Here is a 17,493-nt window from a genome sequence, read left to right as displayed (position 1 = left end):
CGTCCCGGCCGCACCGGCCGGGGCGGGGCATCTTGCGTCCCGGCGCCCCTGCCGACGGCGTCCGGCCGCGCGGGGCGCAGATCCGCGGGTTCGTCGGGGGCCGCCACTAGGCTCGGGTCCGTGCACCTCAAGACCCTGACGCTGCGCGGCTTCAAGTCGTTCGCGTCCGCGACGACGCTGAGCTTCGAGCCCGGGGTCACGTGCGTCGTCGGGCCGAACGGCTCGGGCAAGTCCAACGTCGTCGACGCGCTCGCGTGGGTCATGGGGGAGCAGGGCGCCAAGACGCTGCGCGGCGGCAAGATGGAGGACGTCATCTTCGCCGGGACGTCCGGGCGGCCGCCGCTCGGGCGCGCCGAGGTCTCCCTGACGATCGACAACACCGACGGCGCGCTGCCGATCGACTACACCGAGGTGACGATCTCCCGCACGCTGTTCCGCAGCGGCGGCTCCGAGTACGCGATCAACGGCGCCGCGTGCCGCCTCCTCGACATCCAGGACCTCCTCTCGGACTCCGGCCTCGGCCGGGAGATGCACGTGATCGTCGGGCAGGGGCAGCTCGACGCGGTCCTGCGCGCGACCCCCGAGGACCGCCGCGGCTTCGTCGAGGAGGCCGCGGGCGTCCTCAAGCACCGCAAGCGCAAGGAGAAGGCGCTCCGCAAGCTCGACGCGATGCAGGCCAACCTCACCCGCCTCGCCGACCTCACGACGGAGATCCGCCGCCAGCTCGGCCCGCTGGGACGCCAGGCCGAGATCGCCCGCAAGGCGGCGACGATCCAGGCGGACCTGCGCGACGCCAAAGCCCGCCTGCTCGCGGACGACCTCGCGCAGCTCACCGCGACCCTGGAGCAGGAGATCGCGGACGAGGCGGCGCTGCGCGCGCAGCAGGCGGAGGTCGAGCGGGCGCTCGCCACCGCCCGCGACGGGCTCGGCCGGCTCGAGCGCGAGGCCGCGGAGGCGGCGCCCGCGCTCGGTGCCGCGACCGACGTCTGGTTCCGGCTGTCGTCCCTGCGCGAGCGCCTGCGCGGCACGCAGACGCTCGCGGAGGAGCGGGTCCGCCTGCTCGGTCGCCCGGAGCCCGCCCAGCGGGGCCAGGACCCCGACGAGCTCGAGGCCCAGGCGGAGCGCGTGCGCGCGACCGAGGCCGAGCTCGAGGCGGAGGTCGTCCGGGCGCGCGACGCGCTCGCGGCGGCCGTCGCGGACCGCGAGGACGCCGAGCGGTCGGCGGGCGAGGCCGAGCGCGCGGTCGCGACGCTGCTCCGCGGTGCCGCCGACCGGCGGGAGGGCCTCGCGCGCCTCGCGGGCCAGGTCGCCGCGCAGCGCTCGCGGGTCGAGGCCGCGGAGGCGGAGATCGGGCGCCTCCGCGAGTCGCTGGCGGAGGCCGAGCACCGGGGCACCCAGGCGCGCACGGACTTCGCGGTGCTGGAGACCCAGGTGGTCGGCGCCGAGGAGGGCGAGGAAGGCCTCGACGCCGAGCACGAGGCCGCAGCGGACGAGGTCGAGCGGACGACGACGGTCGTGCGGGAGCTCGAGGACGAGGCCTCCGTGGCGGACCAGGAGCGTGCCACGTGGAGCGCGCGGATCGAGGCCCTGGAGCTGAGCCTGGACCGCAAGGACGGCGCCGGCGCGCTGCTCGCGGCCGACGGCGTCGGGGTGGTGGGGTCTCTCGCGGCGCTGCTCGGCGTCGAGGCCGGGTACGAGGACGCCGTGGCTGCGGCGCTCGGCCCCGCCGCGGACGCCGTCGCCGTCGAGTCGGTCGACGCCGCCGTCGACGCGCTGCGCTACCTGCGCACCGAGGACGCCGGACGGGCGGGCCTGGTCGTGGCGGCCGACGGGGCGGACGGGAGCGTGCACGGCGACGTCGCCCTGCCGGACGGCGCGCGCTGGGTCGTCGACGTCGTGACGGTCGGCGGGGGCGTCGGCGGCGCCGTGCGCGCGCTGCTCTCCGACGTCGCGGTCGTCGAGGACCTCGCGGACGCGCGCGCCCTCGTGGCGCGGCACCCGGGCATCTCCGTCGTGACGCGCGGCGGCGATCTCCTCGCGACGACCCGCGCGTGGGGCGGGTCGGCCTCCGCTCCGAGCGTGCTGCACCTGCAGGCCGCCCTCGACGAGGCGCGCGCCGCCCACGACGACGCCGCGGCCCGGGGGGAGCGCGCGCGGTTCGCCCTCGTGGGCGCGCGCGACGCCGCGCAGGAGGCCCGCGCTCGGTACGACGACACCCTCGACCGGCTCAACGAGTCGGACGCCCAGCTCGCGGCCGTCGCGGAACAGCTCGGACACCTCGGCGCGACGGCGCGCTCGGCCGCGGCGGAGGCGGAGCGCGTGCGTACCTCGCTCGAGCGCGCGTCGCAGGGGCTCGACGACGCGCGCGAGGTGCTCGCGGACCTCGTGGCGCGGCTCGACGTCGCGGAGGCGGCCCCGGAGCAGTCCGAGGAGGCGGTCGCCGACGCGACGACCGAGCGCGACCGTCTCCTCGCGCTCGCGTCGGCGGCGCGCACCACCGAGACCGAGGCGCGTCTCGCGCTGCGGACCAGCGAGGAACGCGCGCGCGCCGTGGCCGGCCGGGCGCAGTCGCTCGCCCGGGCCGCCGCGGCGGAGCGCGAGGCGCGCGAGCGGGCCGCGCGGCGCGAGGCCGCCCGGGTGCGCCAGGCTGAGCGCGCGTCGGCCGTGCGCGACGGCGCGGCGCGCGCCCTCGGCGCGGTCGACCGGTCCCTCGCCCGCGCGGGCGAGGAGCGCGCGGCCGCCGAGGCGGCGCGCGCGGAGCGCGACGCCGCCGTGACCGCTGCCCGGCGCGAGGTCGACGACCTCGCCTCCCGCCTGCGCGAGCTGACCGACGTCGCGCACCGCGACGAGGTGGCGCGCGCGCAGCAGCAGCTGCGCATCGAGCAGCTCCAGGCGCGCAGCGTCGACGAGCTCGGCCTCGACCCGGCGGTCCTCGTCGAGGAGCTCGGCCCGCACCGCGACGTCCCGGTCGCGTCGGACGACGACGAGCCGCGCACCGTGCCCTACGACCGCGCGGCCCAGGAGAAGCGGCTCCGGGCCGCCGAGCGGGACCTCGGTCGGCTCGGCAAGGTGAACCCGCTCGCGCTCGAGGAGTTCGCGGCGCTCGAGGAACGGCACAAGTTCCTCGCGGACCAGCTCGCCGACCTCAAGAAGTCGCGTGCCGATCTCCTGGAGATCGTCAAGGAGATCGACGAGCGCGTCGAGCGGGTGTTCGCCGACGCGTACCGCGACACCGCCGAGCAGTTCGAGCGGGTGTTCGCGCGCATGTTCCCCGGCGGAGAGGGGCGGCTCGTGCTCACGGACCCGGACGACATGCTCACGACCGGGATCGAGGTCGAGGCGCGGCCGGCGGGCAAGAAGGTCAAGCGGCTCTCGCTCCTGTCCGGCGGCGAGCGCTCGCTCACCGCGGTCGCGCTGCTCGTCGCGATCTTCAAGGCCCGGCCCTCGCCGTTCTACGTCATGGACGAGGTCGAGGCCGCGCTGGACGACGTCAACCTCGGCCGGCTCCTCGAGATCTTCCGGGAGCTCCAGGAGGACTCGCAGCTCATCGTCATCACGCACCAGAAGCGCACGATGGAGATCGCCGACGCCCTCTACGGGGTGACGATGCGCGGCGACGGCGTGACGACCGTCATCAGCCAGCGGATGAACGAGACGCGCGAGGAGGTCCCCGTGTGAGCGGGCTCACGCCGCCGCACGGCACGTGCGCGACCTGGGCGGACGCTGGAGAAACGTTGGAACTCCGGGCCTTGTGAAGATGTGGTGCCGATCGGACGGCACGGCGTGGCACGGGTCGCGCCGCGTGCGTCGACCCGGATACTGGACCTCATGGTCTGGATGTTCGTGTGGCTGGGGCTCACGCTCGGCGTCGCCGCCGTCGTGTTCCTGTTCGCGAGCGTCGTCGCGCGCTCGGAGGCCCAGGCCACGGGCGCGGCGGGGGACCGCTCCGGCGAGCAGGGGATGCGCGCGTTCTGGCGCGACTTCCGCTCGGGGCTGCGTCGGCGGCGTCGCCGCGGGAACCTGGACGCCCACCACGTCGGGACCGTGCGCATGCCTCGGCCGGTCGACACGAGCATCGACGACTTCTTCACCGCGACCGAGGTGACGTCGAACGCGTACGTCGACGCGGAGGAGCTCACCGACGTCCTGCACCGCGCGCGGGAGCGCGTGCGGCCGCTGCACACGGGAGAGCGTCCCCCTCAGGCGTGACCACCGCGGGACCACGGGCGTGACCGCCGCGTGGCCTCCGCCCTCGTCTGAGAGACTTCCGGGGTGAACGACCTCCTCCCGCTCTGGATCGTCCTCGGCGTCCTGCTCCTCGTCGGCCTCGTCACCTTCGGGACCGTGTCGGTCCGTCGGCGTCGCCGCGACGTCGTCGAGCCCCCGCCCACCGCACCCGCCGAGCCGCCGGCGACCCGCGAGCCCGTGACGGCGCCCCCGGGCGCCGAGGTGCAGGCCCCGCCCGTGGAGGAGGCGCCTCCCGCGCCGACGGTCGAGCGGCCGGAGCCCGTCGGCGGTCGCCTCGTCCGGCTCCGTGAGCGCCTCGCGCGCTCCGGCTCGCCGCTCGGCGCCCGGCTCCTCTCCGTGCTCTCGCGCGACCACCTCGCGGAGGACGACTGGGACGAGCTCGAGGAGACGCTCCTGCTCGCGGACGTGGGCGCCGGTCCTGCCGGCGAGCTCATCGACGCGCTGCGCACCAAGGTCCGCGTCCTCGGCGTCCGGGACGCCGCGAGCGTGCGCGACCTGCTCCGCACGGAGCTCGTCGCGCTCGTCGACCCGTCGCTCGACCGGTCGCTCGCGACGTCGCCCCACGCCGGCGAGGACGGGAACCCGGTGCCGGCCGTGGTGCTCGTCGTCGGCGTGAACGGCACGGGGAAGACGACGACGGTCGGCAAGCTCGCGCGCGTGCTCGTCGCGGAGGACCGCAGCGTCGTGCTCGGCGCGGCGGACACGTTCCGGGCCGCGGCGGCGGACCAGCTCGAGACCTGGGGCTCGCGCGTCGGCGTCCCGACCGTGCGCTCGGACCGCGACGGCGCCGACCCCGCCGCCGTGGCGTTCGACGCCGTGCGCCGGGGTCGCGCCGAGGGCGTGGACGTCGTGCTCGTCGACACCGCCGGCCGGCTCCAGAACAAGCAGGGCCTCATGGACGAGCTGGGCAAGATCCGGCGCGTCATCACCAAGGAGGCGCCGCTCTCCGAGGTCCTCCTCGTCCTCGACGCGACCACGGGGCAGAACGGTCTCAACCAGGCGCGCGTGTTCGGCGAGGTCGCCGGTGTGACGGGGATCGTCCTGACGAAGCTCGACGGGACGGCTCGAGGAGGCATCGTCGTCGCGGTGCAGCGCGAGCTGGGCGTCCCCGTGAAGCTCGTCGGGCTGGGGGAGGGACCCGACGACCTCGCCCCGTTCGACCCGGAGCAGTTCGTCGACGGGCTCCTCGGCGACTGACGGGCGACGTCCACGGGTCACGGTCGTGTCACGCTCCGATCACGAGCGTGTCGCGATCCGGACGCGGTACGAGGTCCCCGGAGGTGTGAAGGGGCGGTGAAACGGAACGTTTACGTCCGAGGAACGCTTGTCACACCCGCGTAACACGGTGACACCGCGGGGGAAACCCGCCCGCACCACCGTAGTCCCCGACCGGCCGCCCGGCTGGCGAGGGGAGATGATCCGATGGAGTGGGACACCGGGGCAACCGCGTGGATGCTGACCTCAGCATCCCTCGTGCTCCTGATGACGCCCGGACTGGCGTTCTTCTACGGCGGCATGGTCCGCGCCAAGTCCGTGCTGAACATGATGATGATGTCGTTCGGCGCGATGGCCGTCGTGGGCGTCGTCTACGTGCTGTGGGGCTGGTCGATGTCCTACGGCGAGGCCGGGACGGGCGGCCTCGTCGCCAGCCCGTTCGCGCAGTTCGGCCTCTCGGGGGCGATCACGGACGCCGACGGCAGCGCCGTGGCGAGCACGCTCGGCAACTACCCGAACGTGGTGGACATCGCGTTCCAGGTGACGTTCGCGATCATCACGGTCGCGCTCATCTCGGGTGCGCTGGCCGACCGCGTGAAGTTCGGCACCTGGCTCACCTTCACGGCGATCTGGGTCACCGTCACCTACTTCCCGCTCGCCCACATGGTCTGGGGCGGCGGCTTCCTCTCGGGCAACGAGAACGGCCTCGCGGCACGCGTCTTCGGGGTGACGGACGGCGCCGCCACGGTCGCGCCGATCGACTTCGCGGGCGGCACCGTCGTCCACATCAACGCCGGTGTCGCGGCCCTTGTGCTCGCGATCCTCATCGGCAAGCGCAAGGGCTTCGGCAAGGAGCCGATGCGCCCGCACAACCTGCCGTTCGTCATGCTCGGCGCGGCCCTCCTGTGGTTCGGCTGGTTCGGGTTCAACGCCGGCTCGGCCTTCGGTGCGAACGAGACCGCCGGACTCGCGTGGGTCAACACGACGAGCGCCACCGCGGCGGGCATCATCGGCTGGCTCCTCACGGAGAAGATCCGCGACGGCCACGCGACGTCGCTCGGTGCTGCGTCGGGCGTCGTGGCGGGTCTCGTCGCGATCACCCCGGCCGCGGGCGCCCTCAACCCCGTGACGTCGATCGTCCTGGGCCTCGTCGCCGGCGCGCTCTCCGCGCTCGCGGTGGGTCTCAAGTACCGCTTCGGCTACGACGACTCGCTCGACGTCGTCGGCGTCCACCTGGTCTCGGGCCTCTGGGGTACCGTCGCGATCGGCTTCCTCGCCACCGACACGGGCCTCTTCTTCGGCGGCGGCGCGCAGCAGCTCGTCGTGCAGATCCTCATCGCCCTCGTCGCCATCGTGTTCTCGGCGGCCACGACGCTCGTCATCGGCCTGATCCTCAAGGCGACGATGGGCTGGCGGGTCAGCGAGGACGCCGAGGTCGGCGGCATCGACCTCGCGGTCCACGGCGAGACGGCGTACGAGTCCATCCAGCAGGGCAGCGTCATCAAGGAGGTGCGGGCATGAAGCTCGTCACGGGAATCATCCAGCCGCACCGGCTCGACGACGTGAAGTCGGGGCTCGAGGCCGCGGGCGTGCGGGGCATGACGGTCAGCGAGGCCAGCGGCTACGGGCGCCAGAAGGGCCACACCGAGGTCTACCGCGGTGCGGAGTACACGGTCGACCTGGTGCCCAAGGTCCGCGTCGAGGTCCTCGTCGACGACGCCGACGCGACCGCGGTCACCGAGGTGATCGTCAAGGCGGCGCAGACCGGCAAGATCGGCGACGGCAAGGTCTGGACGGTCCCGGTGGACGACGTCGCCCGCGTGCGCACGGGCGAGCACGGCCCCGGCGCCCTGTGAGGCGACGGGCCATCGGATGACCGACCACGCCGACACCCCGACCACGGGCGGGGTCGCAGGGGGATCGGCGGGGCGCCTCGGGCAGCAGCCGGGCGAGCACGACGCGGAGGTCCCGCACCCCGTCGGGGTGCGGGACCTCCGCGCGCGGATGCTCGACGTCGCGCGGTCCAGGAGCGGCCCCGGCCGCAGCGGGGTCGCGCGCCGGGCCGCCGTCGTCGACCTCGTGACCTCGTCCCTGCAGGGCCTGTGGCGCGAGGCGACCGACGGCGTCGCGCCGGACGGCATCGCGCTCGCCGCGGTGGGCAGCCTGGGCCGGGGCGACATGGGGCCGGCGAGCGACCTCGACCTCGTCCTGGTCCACGACGGCCGCAGCCACACGGCGGACGACGTCGCCCGCGTCGCCGAGCGCCTGTGGTACCCGCTCTGGGACGCCGGGGTCGACCTCGACCACTCCGTGCGCTCGCTCTCGCAGTGCCGCCAGGTGGCGTCCAAGGACGTGCCCGCGGCCGTCGGCTGGCTCGACGTGCGTGCCGTGGCCGGCGACGCGGTCGTCGTGCACCGGGCGTCGTCCGCCGTCCTCACCGACTGGCGCTCCGCGTCGCGCCGCCGCCTGCCCGACCTGCTCGCGTCCACGCGCGAGCGCGCCGAGCGGTCCGGCGAGCTGGCCTACCTCATCGAGCCCGACCTCAAGGAGTCGCGCGGAGGCATCCGGGACGCCGTCGTGCTCTCGGCCCTCGCCGCGACGTGGCTCACGGACCGCCCTCACGGGTCCGTCGACCGCGCGCACGCGCACCTGCTCGACGTACGGGACACCCTGCAGGTCGTCACGGGGCGGCACACGAGCCGGCTCCTGCTGGCCGACCTCGACGAGGTCGCCGCGCTGTCCGGCTTCGACGACCCCGACGAGCTGCTCGCGAGCCTCGCGGCGGCGGGCCGTGAGGTCTCCTACGCGCTCGACACCACGGTCCGGCGCGCCCGCCAGGCGCTCCAGCGGCCGTCGGTCACGCGGCGTCCGGTGCTCGTCCGGGGCCGTCGGACGGCGCCCCGCCTGCGGTCCGTCGGCGACGGGCTCGTCGAGCACGACGGCGAGCTCGTGCTCGCCGTGGACGCCCACCCCGCGTCCGACCCGCTCCTGTCCCTGCGCGCCGCCGCCACCGCCGCGCGGACGGGCCTCACGCTCTCGCCGGTCTCCGTCGCGAGCCTCGCCCAGTGCCCGCCCCTGCCCGAGCCGTGGCCGCGTGCCGCGCGCGCCGCGTTCCTCTCCCTCCTCGGGTCGGGGCAGGCCCAGGTGGCCGTGTGGGAGGCGCTCGACCTGGCCGGGGTCGTGACCACGTGGATCCCCGAGTGGGCGGGCGTGCGGAACCGCCCGCAGCGCGCCGCCGTGCACCGGCACACCGTCGACCGGCACCTCGTGGAGGTCGTCGCGCGTGCCGCGCGCGTCCGCAAGGACGTCGAGCGGCCGGAGCTGCTCCTGCTGTCCGCGGTGCTGCACGACATCGGCAAGCGTGCGGGAGCCGTCGACCACTCGGTCGAGGGTGCGCGCCTCGTGCCCGCGATCCTCGGCCGGATGGGGTTCGAGCCGGACGTCGTGTCCGACGTCGAGCGGCTCGTGCGCCACCACCTGACGCTGTCCCGCCTCGCCGTGAGCGAGGACCCCGACGACCCGGCGACGGTGGCCGAGCTCGCCGCCGCCGTCGACCACCGCGCCGACCTGCTCGAGGTGCTGCGGGCGCTCACCGAGGCCGACGCGTCGTCGCTCGGCCCGAGCGCGTGGACCGCCTGGCGTGCTCGCCTCGTCGACGACCTCGTGGGGGAGACGCTCCGGGTGCTGCGGGCTGCGCCGAGAGACGTGCCGGGAGAACCGGACGCCGCCGGGTAGGCTGGTCCCTCGCGGACGGCGCGTCCTCTGCCAGCCCGCGCCCGACCTCGGGCGACGGCAGGCGGGAGCGCCGACGCGGACGAGACTTCCGACGACTGGTGAGGATGACGCGGTGTTCAACACGCTGTCGGACCGACTGACTTCGACCTTCAAGAACCTGCGTGCGAAGGGCCGGCTGTCCGAGGCGGACATCGACGCGACGATCCGGGAGATCCGGCGCGCGCTGCTCGACGCCGACGTCGCGGTCCCCGTCGTGCGCGAGTTCAGCGCGACCGTGCGCGAGCGCGCGCTCTCGGCCGAGGTCTCGGGCGCGCTCAACCCGGCGCAGCAGGTCGTCAAGATCGTCAACGAGGAGCTCGTCGGCATCCTCGGCGGTGAGAGCCGCGGGCTGCGCTTCTCCAAGACGCCCCCGACCGTCATCATGCTCGCGGGCCTCCAGGGTGCGGGAAAGACGACCCTGGCCGGGAAGCTGGCCCTGCACCTGCGCGAGCAGGGGCACACGCCGCTCCTCGTCGCCGCCGACCTCCAGCGCCCGAACGCCGTCACCCAGCTCTCGGTCGTCGCCGAGCGCGCGGGGGTGCCCGTGTTCGCGCCGCACCCCGGCAACCAGAGCGGCGTCGAGGTCGACGACGTGATCGGCGACCCGGTCGCCGTCGCGCGCGAGGGCGTCGAGACGGCGCGGCAGCGTCAGCACGACGTCGTCATCGTCGACACCGCGGGCCGCCTCGGCCTGGACGCGGTCCTCATGCAGCAGGCGTCGGACATCCGCGACGCCGTGCAGCCCGACGAGGTCCTGTTCGTCATCGACGCGATGATCGGTCAGGACGCCGTCGCGACCGCGAAGGCGTTCGAGGAGGGCGTCGACTTCACGGGCGTCGTGCTCACCAAGCTCGACGGCGACGCGCGCGGCGGTGCCGCGCTGTCCGTGCGCGGCGTCACCGGGCGCCCGATCCTCTTCGCCTCGACCGGCGAGAAGCTCACCGACTTCGAGGCGTTCCACCCGGACCGCATGGCGTCGCGCATCCTCGACATGGGCGACGTCCTCACGCTCATCGAGCAGGCCGAGAAGGCGTTCGACGCCGAGCAGGCCGCGAAGATGGCGGAGAAGGTCGCCACGGGGCAGGACTTCACGCTCGCGGACTTCCTGGTGCAGATGCAGCAGATGAAGAACATGGGTTCGATGAAGAAGATGCTCGGGATGCTCCCGGGCATGGGCCAGATGCGCGAGGCGCTCGACAACTTCGACGAGCGCGAGGTCGACCGCATCGAGGCGATCATCCGCTCGATGACCCCCGCGGAGCGCGACAACCCGAAGATCATCAACGGGTCGCGCCGCGCGCGCATCGCGCGCGGGTCCGGCGTGACGACCAGCGACGTCAACCAGCTCCTCGAGCGGTTCGCCGGGGCGCAGAAGATGATGCGGCAGATGAGCCGGGGCGGCGGCATGCCGGGGATGCCGGGCATGGGCAACCTGCCGGGCATGGGCGGCAAGAAGGCTCGCGGGCGCCAGGCGCCGCAGCGCAAGGTCAAGGGCAAGTCGGGCAACCCGGCGAAGCGCGCCGCGCAGGAGCGCGCGGCCGCCGCCCGCGCGGCGGGGGAGACCCCCGGACCGTCCGCGCCCGCCGGGTCGGCGTTCGGTGTCGGCAGCCCCGCCGAGCCGGCCCGGACGACGCCCGACGACCTCCAGCTCCCGCCCGGGTTCGAGAAGCTGCTCGGCCGCTGACCGACCGCCGCCCGCGGCCGCCGCGTCGTGTCCCGGGTGCGTCCCGCAGCCGCCTGGTCGCCAGGTGGCGCTAGGTTATGTCCGTGGCACCCGTCCGGTGCCTCCCGGGCCCGCGAACCGGGCCGACCGTCCTGACCGTCCTCACCCAGGAGCCGCATGTCCGCGCTGGAAGGCCCCACGCTGCACGTCCGCGGCCACGTCATCGTCGGCGACGACCGCGAGGTGGGCGACCTGTGGGTCAAGGACGGACGGATCAGTCTCACGCGGCCGTCCGCCCAGGGCACCAACATGGTGGAGCTCGAGGGCTGGGCCCTGCCCGGCCTCGTCGACGTGCACTGCCACGTCGGCCTGGGGGCGCAGGGCGCGGTCGACGCGGCGACGGCGCAGGACCAGGCCGTCACGGACCGGGACAGCGGCGTCCTCCTCGTGCGCGACGCCGGCTCGCCGCTCGACACGCGCTGGGTCCACGGGCGGCGCGACCTGCCGCGGCTCGTGCGGGCCGGGCGTCACCTCGCGCGTCCCAAGCGCTACCTGCGGCACTACGGGCTCGAGCTCGACGACGTCGCGCAGCTCCCCGAGGCCGTCCGCCGCGAGGCGCGCCAGGGCGACGGCTGGGTGAAGATCGTCGGTGACTGGATCGACCGCGACCTCGGGTCCGAGGGCGACCTGCGACCGCTGTGGCCCGACGACGTCCTCGCGGAGGCCGTCGCGGCTGCGCACGCCGAGGCCGCGCGCGTCACCGTGCACGCGTTCTCGGAGGAGGTGATCCCGTCGCTGCTCGCCGCCGGCGTCGACGGGATCGAGCACGGCACGGGGATCGACCCGGACCTGATGTACGAGATCTCCGAGCGGGGGATCGCCGTCACGCCGACGCTGCTGCAGGTCGGGCAGTTCGAGGCGATCGCCCGGCAGGCCGACGGGAAGTACCCGGTGTTCGCGGCGCGCATGCGACGGCTCCACGAGCGACGGTACGAGCAGGCCCGGGCGCTGTACGAGGCGGGCATCCAGATCCTCGTGGGGACCGACGCGGGCGGGACGATCGGGCACGGCCGCCTCGCGGACGAGTGCGCCGAGCTCGTGGCCGCCGGCATCCCCGACGCGGCGGTCGTCGCGGCGGCGAGCTGGCAGGGCCGGGAGTACCTCGGCTACACGTCGCTCGTCGAGGGCGCGTCGGCGGACTTCGTCGTGTACCCGCAGGACCCGCGCGAGGACGTCGGCGTCCTGCGCGCCCCGACCGCGGTCGTGCTGCGCGGCGAGATCGTCGCCCCGCACGCCGGCTGAGGGGTTCGCGCGCAGGTTGGTCCCGGCCGGTCCGGTCTGGCACAATGTCCCGGTACTCGGCGTGCCCCGGCCCCTCTCTCCGGCGCGTGCCGTGTCCTGAACCCCTTCCTCGTCCTGTCCCCACGGGACGGGTCCGGGTTCGCCCGAACCAGAACCAGGAGAGACCACCACTGTGGCCGTCAAGATTCGTCTGAAGCGTCTCGGCAAGATCCGTGCGCCGTACTACCGTGTCGTCGTCGCGGACTCGCGCACCAAGCGCGACGGTCGCGTGATCGAGGAGATCGGCAAGTACCACCCGACCGAGGAGCCCTCGTTCATCGAGATCACCTCGGACCGCGCCCAGTACTGGCTCGGCGTCGGCGCGCAGCCGACCGAGCAGGTGCTCGCGCTCCTCAAGATCACGGGCGACTGGCAGAAGTTCAAGGGCCTGCCCGGGGCCGAGGGCACGCTCAAGGTCAAGGGCGAGAAGGTCGACCCGGCCGCCGCGATCGAGGCCGCCGCCGCCGACGCGGAGAAGGTCAAGGCCAAGGCCGCCGAGAAGAAGGCCGAGGCTCCGGCCGAGGAGCCCGCCGACGCGGCCGACGAGGCCGCTGCCGACGAGCAGGCCTGATGATCGCCGAGGCGCTCGAGCACCTCGTGCGCGGCATCGTGGACAACCCGGACGACGTCCGGGTGAACGCGAAGACGCTGCGTCGCGGTGACCTGCTCGAGGTCCGGGTGCACCCGGACGACCTCGGCCGCGTGATCGGTCGTGGCGGGCGCACCGCCCGTGCCCTGCGCACGGTGATCGGCGCGCTCGCGACCGACGGGCCGGTCCGCGTCGACGTCGTGGACGTCGACCGCCGCTGAGGCCCGCACCATCGTGCCCCGTGAGGGGCCACGGGCTAGGCCCGGCCCGCCGACCGGCGGGCCGGGCCTTCCTGTACCCGCTGCGAGACCCGGTGCCGACCCGGCACCACCCCGACCAGGACCACCGGAGGAGTGACGACCATGGAGCTGACCGTCGCGCGCGTCGGCAAGGCGCACGGACTGCGTGGCGAGGTCGTGCTCGACCTGCGCACCGACGAGCCCGAGGAGCGCCTCGCGGTGGGTGAGCGCCTGGAGACGCGTCCCGCTGCGACGGGCCCGCTGACCGTGGCGACCGTGCGGGTGCACCAGGGGCGCTGGCTCGTCGGGTTCGAGGGGGTCCGCGACCGCACGGCCGCGGAAGCCCTCCGCGGCGTCGAGCTCGTCGTCGAGGTCGAGGCGTCCGACGAGGAGGACGCGTGGTACCCGCACGAGCTCGTCGGGCTCCGCGCGGAGGACCTAGACGGCCGGACGCTCGGACGCATCGACGGCCTCGAGCACCTGCCCGCGCACGACGTCCTCGTGCTCCGCGAGACGGGAGGGGCCCGCACGCTCGTCCCGTTCGTCCGGCAGATCGTCCCGCTCGTCGACGTGGCGGGCGGGCGGGTCGTGCTCGACCCGCCGGGTGGGCTGCTCGCGTCGGACGCAGACCGGCTCGAGGTCGCGGCGCCGGACGGCGCCGACACGTCGGGCTCCACCGCGAGCGAGACCGACGACCAGCACGACGGCGAGGCCTGACGTGCGGATCGACGTCGTCACGATCTTCCCCGACTACCTCGCCGCGCTCGACCTGTCGCTCGTCGGCAAGGCGCGCGCCGCGGGGATCCTCGACCTGCGCGTGCACGACCTGCGGGACTGGACGACCGACCGGCACCGCACCGTCGACGACACGCCGTTCGGCGGCGGGGCGGGCATGGTCATGCGGCCCGACGTGTGGGGCCGCGCGATCGACGACGTGGCGGGCCTCTCGGCGGGGACGCCGGACGCGGCGGGCGCGGTGCACCTGGTCGTGCCGACGCCGTCGGGCGAGACCTTCACGCAGCGCACGGCGGAGGCGCTCGCGACCGAGGAGCACCTCGTCGTCGCCTGCGGACGCTACGAGGGGATCGACGCGCGCGTCGCCGAGCACTACCGGTCGGCCGGGATGCGGGTCAGCGAGCTGTCGATCGGCGACTACGTCCTCAACGGGGGAGAGGTCGCCGCGCTCGTCATGGTCGAGGCGGTCGGGCGGCTGCTGCCGGGCGTCGTGGGCAACCCCGAGTCGCTGGTCGAGGAGTCGCACGGCGCCGCGGGCCTGCTCGAGTACCCCGTGTACACGAAGCCGCCCGCCTGGGGCGACCTCGAGGTGCCCGACGTGCTCCTGTCGGGTCATCACGCGCGGATCCATCGCTGGCGCCGCGACCAGGCCCTGCGCCGGACCGCCGCGCGACGGCCGGACATGGTGCGTGCGCTGGCCGTCGACGGGCTCGACCGGCACGACCTGGAGGTCCTCGCGGAGGTGGGGTGGGCCGTCGTCGACGGTCGCCTCGTGCCCGCCGCGCACGGCGCTCCCTGAGGTCGCGTCGACCCCGCGAGACGCCGGCTGCCGGCAGACCCTCCGGGTGTGGCAGAATGGTCGATCGGTGTGTGCCGCCCCGGAACCTCTGCCACAGGGGAGCCCGCGCCCGGATCCTCGGGCGGACTGGCACGACGGACGACGACCGCGAGGTGGTCGACCGTCCACGCGCAGCACGGCACACCCCAACCGACAGACGACGACGGCCCGGCGCGCCCGGGCCACGAGCACGCGTCCGACCTGTGGCGGACGAGGAGAAGCACATGCACACGCTGGACAGCGTCGACGCAGCATCGCTGCGCAGCGACGTCCCGGAGTTCCGCCCCGGCGACACGCTCAAGGTCAACGTCAAGGTCGTCGAGGGCACCCGCTCCCGCGTCCAGGCGTTCCAGGGCGTCGTGATCGCCCGTCAGGGCAGCGGGATCCGTGAGACGTTCACGGTCCGCAAGATCAGCTTCGGCGTGGGTGTCGAGCGCACGTTCCCCGTGCACTCGCCGTCCATCGACTCGGTCGAGGTCGTGACGCGCGGTGACGTGCGCCGCGCCAAGCTGTACTACCTGCGCGCGCTCCGCGGCAAGAAGGCGAAGATCAAGGAGAAGCGCGACACCGCGCCTGCTCGCTGATCGGCTGCCGGCAGGCCGTCGACGGACCGTCGACAGACGGCCGACACGTGCTGCCGCTCCGCTCGTCCGACGGCGGCCGTCCCCTCGGGACGGCCGCCGTCGTCGTCCCCGGACCCGCGGTCCGAGGGCCGGTCCGTTTCTCGGAAGTCGCCGGAAGGTGGCATTGTGAACGCGTGACCGACAGCGCCCCGCCCCGCGGCCCGCAGCCCGACGCCGGCACCGAGCGCGCGGCGCTCGGTCCCGAGGACGACGGGCCGGGCCCGCACGGCCAGCACCTCGCCGCCGACGGGGCGGGCGGCTCGTCGCGCGGCTCGCGCGAGCGCCCGGCCCGGAAGTCGTCGTTGCTGCGCGAGACGGCCATCATCGTGGTCAGCGCGCTCGTGCTGTCGCTGCTCATCAAGACGTTCCTCGTGCAGGCGTTCTTCATCCCGAGCGCGTCCATGGAGGACACGCTGGTCGAGGGCGACCGGGTGATGGTGTCCCGGCTCGTGCCGGGTGCGTTCGACGTGCACCGCGGAGACATCGTGGTGTTCAAGGACCCGGGCGGGTGGCTGCCGCCGCCGGTGCCGCAGGCCGAGAGCCCGGTGTCGGAGGCGCTGCGCGCGGCGCTGACCTTCGTCGGCCTGCTGCCGCAGGACACGGGCGAGCACCTCATCAAGCGGGTGATCGGCACGCCGGGCGACCACGTGGTGTGCTGCGACGCGGAGGGGCGCGTGAGCGTCAACGGCGTCTCGATCGACGAGACGTACATCAAGCCCGGCTCGATCCCCAGCCAGGACCCGTTCGACCGGACCGTGCCCGAGGACATGCTGTTCGTCATGGGCGACAACCGGCAGAACTCGGCGGACTCGCGCTACAACACGGGCAAGCCCGGCGGCGGGTTCGTGCCGATGGGCAACGTGGTCGGGACGGCGTTCGTCAAGGTCTGGCCGCTCTCCCACCTCGGCCTGCTGCGCAACCCCGGTGACGTGTTCGCCGACGTGCCCGAGGTGGAGCCGTGACGCTCGACGCCGTCGCGCCTCCCGCCGTTCCCGCGCCCGCCGCGGCGCCCGTCGCTCCGCCGCCGGCGGCACCCTCGCGCGGGCGCCGCGCGCCCGCGCGGCGTCGTCCGGACCTGCGCCAGGAGCGCGCGATGCTGCGCGACGGCGCCCGGCTCGTCGCCGGCATGGACGAGGTCGGCCGCGGCGCGCTCGCGGGCCCGGTCTCGGTGGGCGTCGTGGTCGTCGACCTCGCCACGAAGCCGTGCCCGCCCGGTCTCACCGACTCCAAGCTCCTCACCGCGGCCGCGCGCGAGGCCCTCGTGCCGCTCGCGCGCTCGTGGTCGGTCGCGTGGGCCGTGGGCCACGCCGGTCCGGCCGAGATCGACGCGCACGGCATCGTCGGTGCGTTGCGCCTCGCGGGCCGCCGCGCGCTCGCCCAGGTGCGCCGCACGGTCGGCGACGTCGACGCGGTCCTCCTGGACGGCAAGCACGACTGGCTCAGCCGCCCGTCGGCTGTCGACCTCTTCGAGGCGTTCGACCTCGACCCGCACGACGACGCGCGGATCGTCGACCCGCGCGTGCGCACGCTGGTCAAGGCCGACCTCCAGTGCGCCTCCGTCGCCGCGGCGAGCGTGCTCGCGAAGACCGAGCGCGACGGTCTCATGACCAGCCTCGCGCGGCAGTACCCGGCCTTCGGGTGGGACCAGAACAAGGGCTACGGCGCGGCGGCCCACGTCGAGGCGCTGCGCGAGCACGGCCCGACGCCGCAGCACCGCCGGTCCTGGCGCCTGCCCGAGCGCGGGGACGAGGGTCTCGGCGCCCCCGCGTACGGCGAGCCCGTGGACGTCCTCGAGCTCGACCCCGACGCCGGGCTGCCCACGAGCTGAGGCGGGCGCGGAGCGCTCGATGGTCCATGATGGAGGCGTGAGCGCCGAAGACCTCGAGAACTACGAGACCGAGATGGAGCTCGCGCTGTACCGCGAGTACCGCGACGTGGTGGGCCTGTTCTCGTACGTGGTGGAGACCGAACGCCGCTTCTACCTGGCGAACCAGGTGGACCTCCAGGTGCGTTCCGCCGCGGGCGAGGTGTACTTCGAGCTGCGGCTCGCGGACGCGTGGGTGTGGGACGTGTACCGGTCGGCGCGGTTCGTGAAGTCGGTCCGGGTGGTGACCTTCAAGGACGTCAACGTCGAGGAGCTCGCGAAGGCGGAGCTCCAGCTCTGACCACGGTCGTGGCCGTCCACACGGCCGTTTCCTGAGGGTCCCGTCCACAGGCGGTCGCGGATC

At 74.5% G+C, this 17,493-nt stretch carries 16 protein-coding genes; all 16 read left to right on the top strand.

The genetic code is table 11. The annotated features are described in order from the left end of the window. The first annotated feature begins 120 nt into the window (after window positions 1-120). The 16 genes from smc to ACTJIY_RS08770 all read left to right on the top strand — a co-directional run bounded on the left by smc (window position 121) and on the right by ACTJIY_RS08770 (window position 17,430). On the top strand, window positions 121-3,678 hold the full coding sequence (smc, locus tag ACTJIY_RS08845) for a chromosome segregation protein SMC (protein ID WP_440674954.1): 3,558 nt from the start codon (window positions 121-123) through the stop codon (window positions 3,676-3,678). Window positions 3,679-3,828: 150 nt separating this feature from the next. Continuing rightward, the gene (locus ACTJIY_RS08840; protein WP_253051265.1) at window positions 3,829-4,209 is read left to right on the top strand and encodes a hypothetical protein; all 381 of its coding nucleotides are present in this window, start codon (window positions 3,829-3,831) and stop codon (window positions 4,207-4,209) included. A gap of 63 nt (window positions 4,210-4,272) precedes the next feature. After that, window positions 4,273-5,445 (top strand): signal recognition particle-docking protein FtsY, encoded by a 1,173-nt coding sequence (gene ftsY / locus ACTJIY_RS08835; RefSeq protein ID WP_253051266.1) that lies wholly within the window; start codon window positions 4,273-4,275, stop codon window positions 5,443-5,445. A 225-nt stretch (window positions 5,446-5,670) separates the two neighbouring features. After that, entirely contained in the window at window positions 5,671-6,984 is a 1,314-nt protein-coding gene (locus tag ACTJIY_RS08830) for an ammonium transporter (RefSeq protein WP_253051267.1), read from the top strand. Beyond that, entirely contained in the window at window positions 6,981-7,319 is a 339-nt protein-coding gene (locus ACTJIY_RS08825) for a P-II family nitrogen regulator (protein ID WP_253051268.1), read from the top strand. Before ACTJIY_RS08830 ends, ACTJIY_RS08825 begins: the two co-directional genes overlap by 4 nt. A 16-nt stretch (window positions 7,320-7,335) precedes the next feature. Continuing rightward, window positions 7,336-9,198 carry a [protein-PII] uridylyltransferase gene (locus ACTJIY_RS08820; protein WP_440674955.1) on the top strand — a complete coding sequence of 621 codons (1,863 nt, stop codon included), beginning with the start codon at window positions 7,336-7,338 and terminating at the stop codon, window positions 9,196-9,198. A gap of 112 nt (window positions 9,199-9,310) precedes the next feature. Continuing rightward, a complete protein-coding gene (ffh, locus tag ACTJIY_RS08815) occupies window positions 9,311-10,921 on the top strand; it encodes a signal recognition particle protein (protein ID WP_353708118.1) in 1,611 nt (536 codons plus the stop codon). A gap of 156 nt (window positions 10,922-11,077) precedes the next feature. Further along, the gene (locus ACTJIY_RS08810; RefSeq protein ID WP_253051271.1) at window positions 11,078-12,202 is read left to right on the top strand and encodes an amidohydrolase family protein; all 1,125 of its coding nucleotides are present in this window, start codon (window positions 11,078-11,080) and stop codon (window positions 12,200-12,202) included. A 172-nt stretch (window positions 12,203-12,374) separates the two neighbouring features. Beyond that, window positions 12,375-12,812 carry a 30S ribosomal protein S16 gene (gene rpsP / locus ACTJIY_RS08805; RefSeq protein ID WP_253051272.1) on the top strand — a complete coding sequence of 146 codons (438 nt, stop codon included), beginning with the start codon at window positions 12,375-12,377 and terminating at the stop codon, window positions 12,810-12,812. Further along, window positions 12,812-13,051 carry an RNA-binding protein gene (locus ACTJIY_RS08800; protein WP_024840519.1) on the top strand — a complete coding sequence of 80 codons (240 nt, stop codon included), beginning with the start codon at window positions 12,812-12,814 and terminating at the stop codon, window positions 13,049-13,051. The genes rpsP and ACTJIY_RS08800 overlap by 1 nt, the downstream gene beginning before the upstream one ends. A gap of 141 nt (window positions 13,052-13,192) precedes the next feature. After that, complete coding sequence (rimM, locus tag ACTJIY_RS08795) at window positions 13,193-13,786, top strand: ribosome maturation factor RimM (RefSeq protein ID WP_253051273.1); 594 nt, start codon at window positions 13,193-13,195, stop codon at window positions 13,784-13,786. A 1-nt stretch (window position 13,787) separates the two neighbouring features. Further along, the gene (trmD, locus tag ACTJIY_RS08790; protein ID WP_440674956.1) at window positions 13,788-14,603 is read left to right on the top strand and encodes a tRNA (guanosine(37)-N1)-methyltransferase TrmD; all 816 of its coding nucleotides are present in this window, start codon (window positions 13,788-13,790) and stop codon (window positions 14,601-14,603) included. Window positions 14,604-14,866: 263 nt separating this feature from the next. Beyond that, window positions 14,867-15,226 carry a 50S ribosomal protein L19 gene (gene rplS / locus ACTJIY_RS08785; RefSeq protein ID WP_253051275.1) on the top strand — a complete coding sequence of 120 codons (360 nt, stop codon included), beginning with the start codon at window positions 14,867-14,869 and terminating at the stop codon, window positions 15,224-15,226. Between the two features lie 173 nt (window positions 15,227-15,399). Beyond that, window positions 15,400-16,227: a signal peptidase I gene (gene lepB / locus ACTJIY_RS08780; RefSeq protein ID WP_353708121.1), complete on the top strand. Its 828-nt coding sequence runs from the start codon at window positions 15,400-15,402 to the stop codon at window positions 16,225-16,227. A gap of 131 nt (window positions 16,228-16,358) precedes the next feature. Beyond that, on the top strand, window positions 16,359-17,093 hold the full coding sequence (locus tag ACTJIY_RS08775) for a ribonuclease HII (protein ID WP_440674963.1): 735 nt from the start codon (window positions 16,359-16,361) through the stop codon (window positions 17,091-17,093). A gap of 37 nt (window positions 17,094-17,130) precedes the next feature. Beyond that, entirely contained in the window at window positions 17,131-17,430 is a 300-nt protein-coding gene (locus ACTJIY_RS08770; RefSeq protein WP_024840525.1) for a DUF2469 domain-containing protein, read from the top strand. Window positions 17,431-17,493 lie beyond the last annotated feature (63 nt).

This window comes from Cellulosimicrobium sp. 22598 (assembly GCF_052044445.1).
Classification (GTDB): Bacteria; Actinomycetota; Actinomycetes; order Actinomycetales; family Cellulomonadaceae; genus Cellulosimicrobium; species Cellulosimicrobium cellulans_G.
Note: the sequence above shows the minus strand (reverse complement) of the source record. Positions and strands in the feature narration are given on the sequence as shown.

What these genes read in the sequence shown, in the direction of transcription:
- ACTJIY_RS08840 (WP_253051265.1), top strand. Translation starts at nt 3,829, where the DNA reads ATGGTCTGGATGTTCGTGTGGCTGGGGCTCACGCTCGGCGTCGCCGCC.
- ACTJIY_RS08830 (WP_253051267.1), top strand. Translation starts at nt 5,671, where the DNA reads ATGGAGTGGGACACCGGGGCAACCGCGTGGATGCTGACCTCAGCATCC.
- ACTJIY_RS08825 (WP_253051268.1), top strand. Translation starts at nt 6,981, where the DNA reads ATGAAGCTCGTCACGGGAATCATCCAGCCGCACCGGCTCGACGACGTG.
- ACTJIY_RS08820 (WP_440674955.1), top strand. Translation starts at nt 7,336, where the DNA reads ATGACCGACCACGCCGACACCCCGACCACGGGCGGGGTCGCAGGGGGA.
- ACTJIY_RS08810 (WP_253051271.1), top strand. Translation starts at nt 11,078, where the DNA reads ATGTCCGCGCTGGAAGGCCCCACGCTGCACGTCCGCGGCCACGTCATC.
- ACTJIY_RS08800 (WP_024840519.1), top strand. Translation starts at nt 12,812, where the DNA reads ATGATCGCCGAGGCGCTCGAGCACCTCGTGCGCGGCATCGTGGACAAC.
- rimM (WP_253051273.1), top strand. Translation starts at nt 13,193, where the DNA reads ATGGAGCTGACCGTCGCGCGCGTCGGCAAGGCGCACGGACTGCGTGGC.
- rplS (WP_253051275.1), top strand. Translation starts at nt 14,867, where the DNA reads ATGCACACGCTGGACAGCGTCGACGCAGCATCGCTGCGCAGCGACGTC.
- ACTJIY_RS08775 (WP_440674963.1), top strand. Translation starts at nt 16,359, where the DNA reads ATGCTGCGCGACGGCGCCCGGCTCGTCGCCGGCATGGACGAGGTCGGC.